The 14858-nt window shown below is 59.6% G+C and carries 9 protein-coding genes, 4 pseudogenes and 1 riboswitch; of the genes and pseudogenes, 5 read left to right on the top strand and 8 right to left on the bottom strand.

Annotation, left to right across the window (positions count from 1 at the left end; genetic code table 11):
• Positions 1-25: 25 nt before the first annotated feature.
• From BSK43_RS29085 to BSK43_RS29065, 5 genes and pseudogenes are all read right to left on the bottom strand, one after another.
• On the bottom strand, positions 26-721 hold the full coding sequence (locus BSK43_RS29085) for an outer membrane protein (protein WP_077468191.1): 696 nt from the start codon (positions 719-721) through the stop codon (positions 26-28).
• A gap of 909 nt (positions 722-1630) precedes the next feature.
• The gene (locus BSK43_RS29080; RefSeq protein WP_077468190.1) at positions 1631-2176 is read right to left on the bottom strand and encodes a DUF982 domain-containing protein; all 546 of its coding nucleotides are present in this window, start codon (positions 2174-2176) and stop codon (positions 1631-1633) included.
• A 550-nt stretch (positions 2177-2726) separates the two neighbouring features.
• Entirely contained in the window at positions 2727-2972 is a 246-nt protein-coding gene (locus tag BSK43_RS29075; RefSeq protein WP_077468189.1) for a helix-turn-helix transcriptional regulator, read from the bottom strand.
• A gap of 300 nt (positions 2973-3272) precedes the next feature.
• A complete protein-coding gene (locus BSK43_RS29070) occupies positions 3273-3752 on the bottom strand; it encodes an NUDIX hydrolase (RefSeq protein ID WP_246662720.1) in 480 nt (159 codons plus the stop codon).
• Positions 3753-4110: 358 nt separating this feature from the next.
• Positions 4111-5438 (bottom strand): annotated as a pseudogene (locus BSK43_RS29065) (dicarboxylate/amino acid:cation symporter).
• A gap of 218 nt (positions 5439-5656) precedes the next feature.
• On the opposite strand from BSK43_RS29065, the pseudogene BSK43_RS29060 reads away from it, so the two are divergent.
• Together BSK43_RS29060 and BSK43_RS29055 are read left to right on the top strand one after the other, a co-directional pair.
• Positions 5657-7533: pseudogene (locus BSK43_RS29060) on the top strand (sensor histidine kinase).
• Positions 7530-8903, top strand: coding sequence for a sigma-54 dependent transcriptional regulator (locus BSK43_RS29055; RefSeq protein WP_077468297.1), 1374 nt, complete (start codon positions 7530-7532; stop codon positions 8901-8903). The pseudogene BSK43_RS29060 and the gene BSK43_RS29055 overlap by 4 nt, the downstream one beginning before the upstream one ends.
• Before the next feature lie 9 nt (positions 8904-8912).
• Here BSK43_RS29055 and BSK43_RS29050 read toward each other — a convergent pair whose 3' ends face one another.
• The 3 genes from BSK43_RS29050 to BSK43_RS29040 all read right to left on the bottom strand — a co-directional run bounded on the left by BSK43_RS29050 (position 8913) and on the right by BSK43_RS29040 (position 12269).
• Positions 8913-10529, bottom strand: coding sequence for a hypothetical protein (locus BSK43_RS29050; protein ID WP_077468186.1), 1617 nt, complete (start codon positions 10527-10529; stop codon positions 8913-8915).
• A gap of 220 nt (positions 10530-10749) precedes the next feature.
• Positions 10750-11625 carry a glutathione-dependent disulfide-bond oxidoreductase gene (gene yghU / locus BSK43_RS29045; protein WP_077468185.1) on the bottom strand — a complete coding sequence of 292 codons (876 nt, stop codon included), beginning with the start codon at positions 11623-11625 and terminating at the stop codon, positions 10750-10752.
• A gap of 497 nt (positions 11626-12122) precedes the next feature.
• On the bottom strand, positions 12123-12269 hold the full coding sequence (locus BSK43_RS29040; RefSeq protein ID WP_077468184.1) for a DUF1127 domain-containing protein: 147 nt from the start codon (positions 12267-12269) through the stop codon (positions 12123-12125).
• A gap of 234 nt (positions 12270-12503) precedes the next feature.
• Positions 12504-12600, top strand: a riboswitch (TPP riboswitch).
• 46 nt (positions 12601-12646) lie between these two features.
• On the opposite strand from BSK43_RS29040, the pseudogene thiM reads away from it, so the two are divergent.
• From thiM to thiD, 3 genes and pseudogenes are all read left to right on the top strand, one after another.
• Positions 12647-13449, top strand: a pseudogene (gene thiM / locus BSK43_RS29035) (hydroxyethylthiazole kinase).
• Entirely contained in the window at positions 13446-14081 is a 636-nt protein-coding gene (thiE, locus tag BSK43_RS29030) for a thiamine phosphate synthase (RefSeq protein WP_077468182.1), read from the top strand. The pseudogene thiM and the gene thiE overlap by 4 nt, the downstream one beginning before the upstream one ends.
• Positions 14078-14793: pseudogene (gene thiD, locus BSK43_RS29025) on the top strand (bifunctional hydroxymethylpyrimidine kinase/phosphomethylpyrimidine kinase); the annotation flags it as partial. The gene thiE and the pseudogene thiD, both read left to right, overlap by 4 nt.
• Between the last annotated feature and the right edge of the window lie 65 nt (positions 14794-14858).

Raw genomic sequence — 14858 nt, 5'->3', positions numbered from 1 at the left:
TCTTGTCTTTTGGGCAAACCAATCGTCAGAACTTGTAGTTCAAACCTACCCGAATGGCATGGAAGTCGAGGCTTGCTTTGGAATTAAGCGCGTCTCCACCCACGTTGCTGCTGCCGAAATCGACATATTGATATTCGAGTTTTGCCGTCACGTGATCGGTGAAAGCGTGTTCGATACCGGCGCCTATCGTCCAGCCAGCCTTGGTCTTGTCGTCGCTGAAACTGCCGACACCGGCGACCGAGCCGTCGTATTTGACATGGCCATAGGCAAGACCGCCGGTGCCATAGAACAAAGTATTGTCATAGGAGTAACCGATGCGTGGACGGACTGTGCCGTACCAGTCGATCTTCGAGGAAGCGCTCGCTGCACTGTTGCTGAACGAGTCGCTGATGTCGGCACCCTGGAAATCGGCTTCCAGGCCGACCACCCAGTTAGGATCGAACTGATAGTTGTAGCCGACCTGACCGCCCCCGAGGAATCCGGACCCGTCAAGCTTGCCGTATCTGCCCAGATAGTTTCCAAAAGAATGGAAACCGACGTCGTCCTTGCCGCCGAATCCGCCGCCTGCATTCAAACCGACGTAAAAGCCTGTCCACGAAAACGTCGGCGCCACATCCACCGGCGCCTGCGGCGGAGTTGAGACTGAGAGGTCGGCCGCATAACCCACACTTGCCGCAACCGTTGCCAGAAGGAAGGCGGTAGATCCCAAAATCTTACCCATTCGAAAATTCTCCTCGAAGGAATTCACATGAATCAACATGTAACTTGCGAAAGTTCACGCCGAGGCCATAATATAGACGCGTTTATATCTGTAAATACGCAGTCTCTAATAAATATTATCGGAATGTATGCTTTTTTTGTATAGTCCTGTCGTAATATGTATTGTTGTAATACTGCTATTATACATGACGCTAATCGAAATATGAAAACTACAACTTGTTGACGCATTAATGTCGAGGCAGTGAGCGGTACCATCCCGCTTGAAGCGTGCTGATTCTGTATGGTGTCGTTGTCGTGGAGCTTCGCCGCGCATGAAAAGCGGCCGTTCGGGTGCGATCGGAATGACGACGCAATCCAGTGTGTGATGTCGTTTTTCAAATAGACCTGCCCGGTGGTAATCTGCAGGTTTAGGCCGCTACTGCAGATATTCATCCTCTGCAGCGGGAGGCTCGACGGGGCGGACCCTTGAAGGATCGTCGGGCCTCCTCATCCTCTTACGCCTCCCTGCCTCAAGGCGCATCCGCGAAGAATCAGCACCATTTCGCTGCGGCGGCCGAATGCCGCGTCAGCCCTGCCATGCCGCAATCGCGCTGGCGTTGTAATGCTATGAGACATACGGCAATCCACAGTTAAGCCTTCACTTACTCTGGCGCAGGCTTTCCGCCGCTAGGCGCGATCTGGCCCCTTCTGTCGTTTCTCGCATGGACGATCATACCGTCGCGGGCCACATCTTTGTCACTATCGCAACCGCCAAATTGCGATGGTCGGGAGGTCCGAGCGCTTTGTTAAGAGCAACGATCGGGCCTCCTTGCGGAGGCGGATGGAAGCCTTTCCGCGCGCTGTTCAAGCATTAATGGCGCCAAAAAACAAAGAGCATATGCGGCGCCCAGCCGATAGATTGGCCTTCATGTCAGGGAAGTATGAGAATTCCCGCCGCATTGGCGGCATTGACGAAAGTCGAGCGAACTTGCTGCGGCGACGCTCTGCCCTTGATGCCATCGATGCAGCTTTTAAGGGCGCCCTCAAATGCCTCGCCATGACGCACAGGCCATAATGTTGTCAGGTATTCAACGGCTTTCTCGATCGAGTCGATAACTTCAACCGCGTCTTTGCCTCGCACCGCTAGTCTGACCGGCAAGAATGCTACGGATTGGCTGTCGCTCACGCCGGCAGAACCGAAGTCTCGCCAGTCCTCGGCCACGAGCCCGCCCCTCTTAGCCGCCCTTCGTCTCGCCACCATGTCGGCCAGAAGCGACATGTCATGCGCGATTTGGCTTTGCTCGCCGGTTCCGACATCGTTGATTGGTATGATATCGCTGGAGCTTGTTAGCTCTGGCGAGCTGAACAAACTGCCATCAGATTGGGCCGAAGCGGTGGAGGTGTCAGGGGCTTCGGGATCGACCAGCTTCTCACCGACGATGAGATCGGCTCCAAAGTTATTGCTGTTCTGCCGCATGGCAACATTTCCCCACACGCGTCCGCTGAGTCCCCGGCGGGCCCAGACAACCACGATACAGTGCGCCAACAGAAAGTACTATTTATTCAAAGCAACTATGATATCTAGACTAGAGCTTTTTGTTGACTTTGACCAGTATCGTCCCAACAAAAGACATAATTACCGGTCCGCGCCGTCTCGTTTGGCTTATTTTTCATGTATAGATATAGGGATTTTTCTATTAAAAGTCCAGCGAGTCGTTTCACATCTGAAGCAGTATTCCGCTAATGGAATATCATCCCTGGCTGCCTTTCGTGGCAATCACCAGCCTCCCGGAGATCGAGCCAACACAGAAACTCGGCGCGTCGCCACCGCCAGCTCGAATCGATGGCAGCACGCTCGTGAACAGGCATATAGTAAAGAGCCGCACAAGGCGGCCGCCGCAGCCGCTATCCGATTAGAAAGGTAATCCTCGACGCCGGTTTTCATGGCGTGATGTCATTGTGTGGGCTTGATATGGATCGCCGTAGCGGCGCTTGTTGGCGCACCCTGCGCCGGGTGCGCCTATTGCTCAGACGATGAAGAAAGTCGAAGGCGGAACCTGCAACGCGGCAGCGATCCGTCGAAGTTTCGCCGGATCAGCCTCGGCGCCGGCCTCTATTTCAACAATTTCCTCACTGGTGAGACCACAGGTCTCAGAGAGATCGGCAATCGTGTAACCAATGGCTTCGCGGGCCTGCCGCACGGCAGCAGCGATTTCACCATGGGGAACGGTGGAAGCCTTTGAACTATCGATATTGTTCTGAGTAATGGACATGAAATTTCTCCTTCCAAAGTCCGCCGACAAAGGTTGCCGGGTGAAGGCAGCTATTGCAGCCATGGAGCATCTCGGCCCAAAAACATATGGCCGAATGCTGGGTCAATATAGGCATCAATGCGGCATAGGCAAGCGTGGAAGCGCATAGCAGCCAATCTCCTGGCTCGCAGCTCGTTTGGCAGAATCGGGAGAGCGAGTAACCGTATGCGCTATCGTCGTAAAGTCGTCGCTTTCTGTGCGTTCACGAGTGATCATCAACGACCAGACATAGGCCGCGACATGAAAGGAGTAGCCGTCGGGCTACTTCTTGCTTCTGGCCTTCCCCAGCTTTCGTTCAGCCGCGAGGAGAAGCCCCTTGAGCTCCGGTTCGCGGACGCGACTGGCAGCCTCTATAAAGGAGACCCACTCACTGCGGCGCTGGCCACGTTCTGGAAAATCCTCGAAAGTGCGCTCGACTTCGAGCAGATGCAGCTCCACCACACAGGGAACACCATTGCCACCGGCGAGCTGCTTTATATAGGTGAAGTAGCCAAAGGGCTTTTTCTTCACCTTTCCGCGCACGCCGGCCTCTTCGAACGCTTCTATGGCTGCCACCTCATGCGGCTTCTTTCCCTTGATCGGCCAGCCTTTTGGAACAACCCAGCGCCCGCTTTCGCGACTCGTGACGATCAGGACTTCTGCGGCGCCCCGCTCTGCCGATTTTCGGTAGCAGATGGCAGCATATTGCTCATAGGCCCGACCATGAAGCAGCGCGTCGGTGTGGGAGGCGAGTTCAGACAAGAAACTCTCCGACCGCCTCGAGGCTTTTTCCTGCGCTGATATTGAAGATGCCATGCCCTCGGCTACCCGCGATGATGTCTTCCGAAGCAAGCCCGGTCCAAAAGCCGCTAAGCGCGTATTCACAGAGATCTTCTGCGATGCGCTCACCGTTTATCTTACTTGGGACTCTGCCGAAGTTCGGAGTTTTCTACTCCATGCTCTGAGCCGTTCCGGTGACAGTTTTATGAAGGCGGCTGTTGATGAGGGCGGCATGGTTTGCCGTGGGCACCCGTGGATGCGACTGTGCCAACCAGGTCGGCAAACTGAAAACGGCCCCTCCAAGGGGCCGTTTCACATCGCGGAAGGATCAGCGAAAAGCCTATTCGGCGGCCTGTAGCGCGGGGACTTCGATCTCTTCGCTCAACTGGCCCGCCATGGCGGCGGCGAACTTCGTCTGATCGAGCTCATTCTCCCAGCGGGCGACGACGATCGTGGCAACCGCGTTGCCAACAAAGTTCGTCAGAGCGCGGCATTCCGACATGAAGCGGTCGATGCCGAGGATCAGCGCCATGCCGGCGATCGGAACAGACGGCACGACTGCGAGCGTGGCGGCAAGCGTGATGAAGCCCGCACCGGTAATGCCAGCTGCACCCTTTGAGCTCAACATGGCCACGAGCAGCAGTAAGATCTGGTCACCAAGCGCCAGCGGCGTATCAGTCGCCTGCGCAATGAAGAGCGCCGCCAGCGTCATGTAGATGTTCGTGCCGTCGAGATTGAAGGAATAACCCGTCGGGATGACCAGGCCGACGACAGAGCGCTTGCAGCCCGCGCGTTCCATCTTGTTCATCAGGCCAGGCAGCGCGGCTTCCGATGACGACGTGCCGAGCACGAGCAACAGCTCTTCCTTGATGTAACGGATCAAGGCCAGGATCGAGAAGCCGTTGTAACGGGCAACAGCACCAAGCACCACGAGCACGAAGAAGATGGAGGTCAGATAGAAGGTACCGATCAGGAATGCCAGGTTGGCGATCGTGCCGATGCCGTATTTGCCGATGGTGAAGGCCATGGCGCCGAAGGCACCGATGGGAGCGAACTTCATCAGCAGCGCGACCATACGGAAGATCGGCGTGGTCAGGGCCTGCAGGAAGTCCGTTACCGGGCGGCCGCGTTCGCCCGCAGCGCCAAGCGCGATACCGAAGACCACCGAGAAGAACAGCACCTGGAGAATGTCGCCCTTGGCGAAGGCGCCAACGATCGTATCCGGGATGATGTTCATCAGGAAGCCGATGACGGAGGCATCATGTGCCTGAGCCGCATAATTGGTGACGGCCTTGGTATCCAGCGTCGCCGGATTGATGTGCATGCCGGCACCCGGCTGCACGACATTGGCAACGATGAGACCGACGATCAGCGCCAAGGTCGAGAAGGTCAGGAAGTATATGAAGGCCTTGCCGACGACGCGGCCGAACTTCTTCAGATCGGACATGCCGGCGATGCCGTCGCGACCGTCAGGAAGATAACGGGCGCAATGACCATGCGCACCAGCTTGATGAAGGCATCGCCGAGCGGCTGCAGGGACGTGCCGAGCTGCGGATAGTAATGGCCGAGCAGGATGCCCGCGGCGATGGCTGTGAGAACCTGCACATAGAGATGCCGGTAAAAGGGAAGTTTAGCGCGCGTTTCGGCGGCAGCGATGGGAGCAATCATGATGTCCTCCGTTAAGCCCAACCGATTTCTCGGCCCTCCGGGCGACGACTAGAATTCAACAGCCTCCGACTGTTCCGCCTTTCTTTGCAACGAGCGTGCCAGATGAGTGACGCAGTGATAAATGACTGATTTATAATGACTTAATTTTCGCCCGACGTAACAAGCCCGTTGGCGTGTGCGAAATTCCGCACAGCTCCGATTGCGGTGCGCGCGAAAACATGCACAATATCGCAATGCTGCAGCGCCCGCCCACGGAACGATTTCTGACGCCGGAACAATTGAGCCGGCGATCCCGCAGGGTCTGGCTTATATTCGCGCTCCTAGGCGCGGCCGTCATTGGCGCCACCCTATATGGCGCCAATTTCTACGGTCGCATCGCCGCCATAGAGACATTGCAGCGACAAGGGCATACGGATGCGAACCTCAAGGTCGCTCTTTTGCGGGCAGTGCTCGAGCGCCCGCGGGCACTTCCATTGTTGCTGGCCGACGACCAGCAGGTGCGCGACGCGCTCGCCGGGCGGGAGCCGGATGCCGTCGTCTCCCTCGATCGCAAACTGGAAAGCCTGGTTTCCGGCACGAGCGCGTCAGTTCTCTACGTCGTCGGCAAGGACGGCATCGCGATGGCCTCCAGCAACTGGCGAGAGCCCCTGAGCTTCGTCGGCAACGATTATTCGTTCCGCGACTACTTCCGAAAAGCCATGGAGACGGGAACGGCCGAACACTATGCCCTCGGCACCGTCAGCAACCGTCCTGGCCTCTATATTTCCCGCCGCGTCGGCGAGGCCGGCTCCGCCCTTGGCGTCGTGGTCGTCAAGATGGAATTCGACCAGCTGGAAGCAGATTGGAGCGAGACCGGCCGCCCCGCCTATGTCGCCGACGAACGTGGCGTCGTGCTGATCACCAGCCTGCCCTCCTGGCGCTTCATGACCACCTCACCGCTTTCGCGTGAGGAGGCCGCGACCATTCGCAAGAGCCTGCAGTTTGGCGCGGCCCCTCTTTCACCGCTGCCGATCAACCGACCGGAAGCAGTGGGGCCGGACGCAACCATCGTGCGCGCCATCCTGCCCGGCAGCAGTGCCGCGGAATATCTGCGGCTGACAACCGCAATCCCGTCGACGCCCTGGCAGCTCGGCTATCTGGTTCCTACAGATCAGGCAGTTGCTTCCTCGGTGCGCGAGACGCGCTTTTTCGCGCTGACCGTCCTTTTGCCGATCCTGGCCTTCGCCGCCTTTCTGCTGCGCCGACGCCATGTTTCCGCGATGCAGATTGCCGTGAGCCGGATTGCCCGCGAGGAGCTGGAGCGGCGCGTGCTGGAGCGAACCGAAGACCTCAGCCGTGCCCGCGATCGGCTGGAGGCGGAGATTGCGACCACCGCACCACGGAGGCGAAGCTGCAAGGGGTCCAGCAGGATCTCGTGCAGGCCAATCGCCTCGCCATTCTCGGCCAGGTCGCTGCCGGCGTCGCCCATGAAATCAACCAGCCGCTCGCAACGATCCGCGCCTATGCCGAAAATGCCAATATCTTCCTCGAGAGGCGGCAGACCGAGCCGGTCAAGGACAATCTGTCTGCCATTGCGGCGCTGACGGAACGGATCAGCACGATTACCGAGGAGCTAAAGGCCTTTGCCCGCAAGGGCCGAACGGCACCGGAGCCGGTGGACCTGAGAAGCGTGATCGAAGGCGCCGTCATACTGCTGAGAAGCCGTTTCGCCGGCCGCCTCGATGCCCTCAAGATCGAACTGCCGCCGCCAGGCCTTAGCGTGGTCGGCACGAGAATCCGGCTGGAGCAGGTGTTGATCAACCTCTTTCAGAACGCTCTTGAAGCGCTCGAAGGTCGAGACAACGCGAAAGTCGAGGTTTCGGTGCATGAGACGGTCGATCATGTCGAAATTATCGTCTCGGATAATGGCCCCGGCATTCCGATCGCCATTCTCGATTCGCTCTTCACGCCATTCAATACCTCCAAGGAAAAGGGTCTCGGCCTTGGCCTCGTCATTTCCAAGGATATCGTCGTCGATTATGGCGGCCGTATCGAGGTCGAGAGCGATGCTGACGGTACCCGTTTCACCATCCATTTGTGCAGGGCCACGACATGAACGACAGCTCCCCGGTCTTTCTCATCGATGATGACAAGGACCTGTTGAAGGCAACGAAACAGACGCTTGAGCTCGCCGGTTTTGCCGTCTCGGCCTTCGCGGCCGCAAGTGACGCGCTCGCCGCCCTCACCCCCGGCTTCGCAGGGATCGTCGTTTCGGATATCCGCATGCCACAGATGGACGGGCAGCAGCTCTTCGCTCACATCAAGGAACGCGACGCCGACCTGCCTGTTATCCTGGTGACCGGCCACGGCGATATTCCGATGGCGGTACAGGCGATCCAGGACGGCGCCTATGATTTCATCGCCAAGCCCTTCGCCACCGACCGGCTGGTGCAGAGCGTGCGGCGCGCCGCCGAGAAGCGCCGGCTTGTTCTCGAAAACCGCTCGCTTCGCCTCGCCGCCGAGCAAGCACAGGGCGATCTTCCGCTCATCGGCCAGACCCCGGCGATGGAGCGCTTGCGTCACACGTTGCGGCAGATCGCTGATACGGATGTCGATGTGCTGGTGACAGGCGAGACGGGCAGCGGCAAGGAAGTCGTTGCCAGCCTGCTGCATCGCTGGAGCCGGCGTGCGAAAGGCAATTTCGTGGCGCTCAACTGTGGCGCCCTGCCCGAAACCGTCATTGAAAGCGAACTTTTCGGTCATGAGCCCGGCGCATTCACCGGCGCGCAGAAGAAGCGTATCGGGCGCATCGAATATGCAAGTTCAGGCACGCTGTTTCTCGATGAGATCGAGAGCATGCCGCCTGCAATTCAGGTGCAGTTGCTGCGCGTTCTGGAGATGCGGGAGGTGACGCCGCTCGGAACCAACGAGGTGCGGCCGATCGATCTGCGGGTCGTGGCAGCGGCAAAGGTCGATCTTGGCGATCCCGGCCAGCGCGGCGACTTCCGCGAGGATCTCTATTATCGGCTCAACGTCGTCACACTCTCCATTCCGCCGCTCCGCGACCGGCGCGACGATATTCCCTTGCTATTCGGCTATTTCGCCGAACGCGCCGCCAGCCGCTTCAAACGCGAAGCGCCTGCTGTCTCCACTACGGTACGCCGCCATCTGCAGCAGCATGACTGGCCTGGAAACGTTCGCGAACTGGCCCATTTTGCGGAGCGCTTCGTGCTGGGCCTTGAAAGCACGACGGCAAAACCTGGAGACGTGCCTGCCGCCGATGCGGCGCTGCCGCTGCCCGCCCGGATCGAACGCTATGAGGCGGAGCTCATCCGCGAGACCCTGTCGCAAAACAACGGCGATGTTCGCCGCACCATCGAAGCACTCGGAATCCCAAGGAAAACCTTCTACGACAAGCTGCAGCGCCACGGCATCGTGAGAGGCGAATTTGCCGGCTTCGACGGGGACGACAGGCGAAATTCCTAAAGCAACGCCTTAAGCGCTTGCGAGCAGAGCCTGTCCGTGGCCGGATTGTGCCGATACCCGAGCAGCCATGTCCGCCGTGCGATCGAGAACCGTCATGGCTTGGGCTATGAGATCCGACAGCGCCGCAACGCCTTCGCAAGCTGCAACGATCAGAGGCGCGCTCAGGCAGATTCTAAGGGCGCTTGCCGGAACATCACCGAAATCGGCGCAACGAACAGGCTGTCCGATACGGACAGCGGCAAGCTCGGCTTCATCGATTGCAAGCTGCTTGTAAACGCTGGCAGTCTCAGTCACCGTCAAAACGCCGGCGCCATGGGTGTTACGCAGATAAAACGAGATGATCGAGGGAATCTCATCCCAGCGGCGGATCGACGATGCGCCCCATAAATCGCTTCGATCAAGCGGCCTTGTATCCAGGAGATCGAAAGCTGCATCGCTCTCAAGCCGTGCGGTGACCGCTTCCGCGAAGGCCGTGAGAACCGCAATCACCTTTTCCTCGGGGATGGCGGAGAAGCGTTCGAGTTCGAACAAAGCAGCCTTCCAGCGCAACAGCAGCCCAAAATTGGCACGATGGGTCAGGGCCTCACGTGCCGCCCAGCCTTCCGGCCATTCTGCCTTGCCGCAGTAATCGGCAAGTGCTGCGGGCACGGCTCGGTGCCTGAAGCGTTCCGATATTGGTGGTGGGCACAGGAGGGCGCCGCTGAAAATCGGCCCGGCCAGAAATTTCGAACCCGTCAGTGCCACCATGAAATCATGAGCGAGATAGGCGCGGATCGTTGCCGCCGAAAGACGGAACTGGCAGGCGTCGATCACGATGTCGAGCATGGCGCCGAAGCGCGCCTTCAGACGCAGAGCCGTTTCCAGACTTGGAGCCAACAGGCTCGTCTTGGACACATCAGTCACGACGAGCAGGCATCTGAGGCCGGCTGCGCGGGCAAGCTCGATCAGACCCCGCAACTCTTCCTCGACTTCGAGATCGGTGCGCAGCGAGCCGTCCTTGTTGCGCACGGCGACGGTGGCGTTGCGCGTAGCGTCGCCCTCTCTCAGCTCTTCGCCCTTCGCGACGGCTTGGTCGCTGCTGACGCGCGCCATGAAATGCCGCCCGGACGCGGCCATCATCACACCGCTGCCGGTCTCATTGCCCATCAAAGTGATCGTCATCAAAGGCTGATCGTCTTCGCGCGCCAAGAGAGCTGCGGCAAAGAGGTGGATGTCCGTGCCCGACGTCGCCAATATGGCATCGACGCGTGGCTGGTCAGACGAGTGATTAAGGCCGAGCAGACGCAGGAGATCATGACGAACCTGTCCGATCTCACGCTCGTAGATTTCGGCAGACGAACCGCTTTCCATCTCGTGCTGCAACTCGGAATAATAGGCGCTTACGGCGGAAAACGCCGCCGCGGAAATGGTCGAAGCTGTCGACGAGCCGAAGGCCAGATCGCGCGGGCGGGGTGACGGACCATGGCCATACATGTTGAGGCCTGTGGTTTCGTCGCAATCCAGTCTCTCGTCGCCACCCGAGATCAGGCATCTCAGAAGAGTCGCCGCCTCCGTCTCCAACAGTTGCACCGGCGCGCCTGCAGCCACATTCCTGTCCCGGGCACGGTGGTCAACGATCTGCGGCATGGAGAAGTATTCCTCTGGCATCGTGGTTCGGAACGCCTTGCATGAATGTTCCGCGTTCTATTCGGCCAGCAGAAAGCTGCCAGCAACCGCACATTAGGCCAATCAAGATGGAGCGAGGCTGACTTGGCGACCGCAGGCCTTGCCGTTCAACGACAGATGCAACAAAAAACTCGCGGCTTTGGGCCGCGAGTTCATCAGGATCGGGAGCGAAATCCGAATGTCAGCCGGCGGGCACGATCTTGTCCTGCGTCTTCGTATCGAAATCGCTGGCATCGTGACGCTCACGCAATTGCTCAGACGGGTCGCCCGACATACGGTTGACCATGCGACCGCGCTTGACGGTCGGTCGTGCGTAGATCTGCTCGGCCCAGCGCTGGACGTTCTTATAGTCCTGCACCTGCAGGAATTCGGCCGCGCCATATTGCCAGCCCTTGGCGAGACCGCCGTACCAGGGCCAGATTGCGATATCGGCGATCGTGTATTCGCTGCCAGCTATATATTCGCTCTCAGCCAGACGACGGTCGAGCACGTCGAGTTCGCGCTTCACTTCCATGGCAAAACGATCGATCGCATATTCTATCTTCGTCGGTGCATAGGCGAAGAAATGGCCGAAGCCACCGCCGAGATAGGGCGCGCTGCCCATCTGCCAGAACAGCCAGGACAGGCATTCGGCGCGGGCCGGCTGCTCGGTCGGCAGGAAAGCGCCGAACTTTTCGGCGAGATAGGTCAGGATCGATCCCGATTCGAACACGCGGATCGGCTTGGGGCCGCTGCGATCCAGCAAGGCCGGGATCTTGGAGTTGGGATTGACGTCGACAAAGCCGCTGCCGAACTGGTCGCCATCGCCGATCTTGATCAGCCAGGCGTCATACTCCGCGCCGCTATGGCCAAGCGCCAGCAGTTCTTCAAGCATGATGGTGACCTTCACACCATTTGGCGTGCCCAGCGAATAAAGCTGCAGGGGATGGCGTCCCACAGGCAGTTCCTTTTCATGGGTAGGCCCGGCGATCGGCCGGTTGATATTGGCGAACTGGCCGCCATTCGCCTTGTTCCAGGTCCAGACTTTAGGGGGCGTGTATTCGGCAGAACCGGTCATGGGCATCCTCTCATTTTCAGTGAATCAGATTGGGCGTGATCATCGATGTAGCGCGCTACGTCAGTCGCACATAGTAGCGGCAATTCATTTTTGCGAGAGGAGCGCGAGCCGCTTTTGGGATGGTGCCGGATAAAACGAAAAAAGCCTGCCGCGGGAGGAGGTGCGGCAGGCTTTCGGCAATAATGAACAGCGCGCGGGAGGAGGAGTGGCGCTGTTCGCGCAGACGACCCTTGGGAGGAGGAGTAGGGCGTCTGCAGAGCGAAGGGATGCGGGAGGAGGTGCATCGCTTCGATGAGTAGAAGATACCAGTCTTTTGCTCAGTTCATAGGCATTTCTTTGCAGGGCAGTTATGCGCTATGCGAAAAGCTTAAGGCTGGGGTCGTGCATTTTTTCGGCAGACGGCCCAGCGCGCGGCTGCCTTGCGGACAAAACAAAAGCGCCTGCTCGGGAGGAAGCAGGCGCCAGGAAATACGGCTCTAAATTCAGTCGTCGGACTATTAGCCGGCAATGGCTGCGCGGGCGACATTGCGGATTTCGCCGCGATCGATACCGAGGTCATGCAGTTCGCGAGTGGACATGCGACCCAGTTCGGCAACCGTCTGACGGTACTTACGCCAGTTATTGAAAGAGCGTGCTACGTTCATGATGATCCCCTTTCCTTGGGTATTCGAAGCTGAGCTGCCGTGCTTGGCGCTTCGTTCGCTTCGATGACAAAAATATAGTGCAAACCCCTGCCCTTTTGCAGCGCCAAGGTGGCACTGCACCCATGCAACTGATGCATGGATTGCCGGAGGGTTTGGGTGTGCGATCGAGGCGCCGCCTGCCCTGGTTTGCGATTTGCTGATGACAGGGCCGCCTTTGTCTGCGAAAACAAGCGGATTGAGAGACAGGGGCGTCCGCTGTTCAGCGGGCTGAGAAGCACCCTTTGAACCTGAACCAGATCATGCTGGCGGAGGGAGTCGCTCGGGGCTTTGCAGTTTCCTATGCCGCCCCTCGCGTCTCGCCCGCCTGAAAGGGCGATATGCAAGACCATACCAATCCCGCCACTCTGCTCGGCGCCATGCGGGCGAACCCGCCGCTGGTGCAATGCATCACCAATTTCGTGGCAATGAACATCGCCGCCAATGTGATGCTCGCGGCCGGCGCGTCGCCTGCCATGGTTCACGCAGAGGAAGAGGCGGCCGAATTTGCCGCAATTTCCGGTGCGCTGACCATCAACATCGGTACCTTGTCGGCGGGATGGCTCGCCGGCATGCTTTCAGCCGCGCAATCGGCGGGAAAGGTCGGCAAGCATGGGTCCTCGATCCGGTTGCGCACTACGCAACCTCGTTCCGGCGCAAGGCGGTTGCGCAATTACTGGAGCTGCAGCCGACGATCATCCGTGGCAATGCCTCGGAAATCATCGCGCTTGCCGGTGGCGCCAGCCGCGGCCAAGGCGTCGATAGCCGCGATCCCGTTGAACTGGCCGAGGATGCGGCAAGACAACTCGCTCAAACGCACGGCTGCGTGGTTGCCGTAACCGGCGTCACCGATTTCGTCACTGACGGACAGAAGGCGCGGCGCGTAGAAGGCGGATCGCCACTCATGCCGCAGGTCACCGCACTCGGCTGCTCGCTGACCTGCCTTGTCGGGGCTTTCGCGGCGGCCACGCCCGACAATCCTTTCGACGCAACGGTGGCGGCGCTTGCCGTCTTTGCGGTTGCCGGAGAGCAGGCAGGAGCGGCGGCCGATGGCCCCGGCTCCTTTTCCTGGCGCTTCCTCGATGCGCTGACCGCCCTCGATGTGGAAACGCTTTCTGCCAAAGCCAGGATTTTGACGGCATGAAGAACTTCGATCTCTCACTCTATCTGGTTCTCGACCCCGTACTCTGCGCCGATATCGGCATGGTCGAAACTGCGCGTGCCGCAGTCGCTGGCGGCGCTACCATCGTGCAATTGCGCGACAAGCATGCTTCGACCGCAGTCATGATCGAGACCGGCCTTGCCCTCAAGCAAGCGCTGGCCGGCAGCAATGCTCTTCTTATCATCAATGATGATGTCGAGGCCGCCATCGCCATTGGTGCCGATGGCCTGCATATCGGCCAGGAAGATCTGGATGCCAGCGAGGCCCGCCGCCGGGTCGGGCCGGAGATGATTCTCGGCCTCTCGGTGGAGACGGAAGCTCTCGCCTCGGCCATCGATGCTGATGTCGTCGACTATGTCGGTGTCGGCCCAGTCTTTGCGACACCGACCAAACCCGACCACAAGCACCCGATCGGCTTTGACGGCCTTGCCCGCATCATCCAGCTTTGCCCGGTTCCGACGGTCGCCATCGGCGGGCTGAAAGCTGAGCACGCTGCCGATGCCCTCGCGGCCGGTGCAGACGGACTGGCCGTCGTCTCGGCGATCTGCGGCAAATCCGACCCAGAGGCCGCGACAGCCCTAATCGCCGAAGCTATCAAGGAGGCGCGCAAATGATCCGCAACGTTCTGTCCATCGCCGGCTCCGACCCCTCCGGCGGAGCGGGTATTCAGGCCGATCTGAAGGCCTTCTCGGCGCGCGGCGTCTACGGCATGGCCGTTCTCACAGCATTGACGGCCCAGAACACGCAGGGCGTTACCGGCGTCCATCCCGTACCGCCGCAATTCGTTGCTGATCAGATCGCCGCGATCTTCGCCGACATACGCGTCGATGCCGTTAAGATCGGCATGATCGCCAATGCGGCGATCGCCGAAGCTGTCGCCGATAGTCTGGCGCGGCATCGCGACGTTCCCATCGTCCTCGACCCGGTGATGATCGCCAAGGGCGGTGCGGCCCTTCTTGCTGCGGACGCCGTCGATGTGCTCACCCGACGTCTGTTGCCGCTGGCAACGGTGGTGACGCCGAACCTGCCGGAAGCGGCGGCCTTGCTGCATGAAGCCGAGGCAAAGAGCCGCGAAGACATGGCGCGTCAGGCGCTTGCCCTGGCCAAGCTCGGCCCGCCGCCGTTCTGGTGAAAGGCGGCCACCTTGAAGGTCGTGAGAGCCCCGACGTGCTGACAAGCGCCGGCGCCCTCACCTGGTTCGAGGCCGATCGGTTGCCGACAAAAAACACCCATGGAACTGGCTGCACGCTTTCCAGCGCCATTGCAGCCGAAATCGCCAAGGGCTTGCCGCTGCCGCAAACCGTCGCTTCTGCCAAAGACTATCTCGCAAACGCAGTGGCCGCCGCCGACCAGCTTTCAGTCGGCAGCGGCCACGGGCCCGTGCAGCATTT

This window comes from Rhizobium sp. P44RR-XXIV, from assembly GCF_001999485.2.
Classification (GTDB): Bacteria; Pseudomonadota; Alphaproteobacteria; order Rhizobiales; family Rhizobiaceae; genus Rhizobium.
The sequence above is the reverse complement of the archived record's forward strand: the minus strand, read 5'-3'. Positions and strand labels throughout refer to the sequence as shown.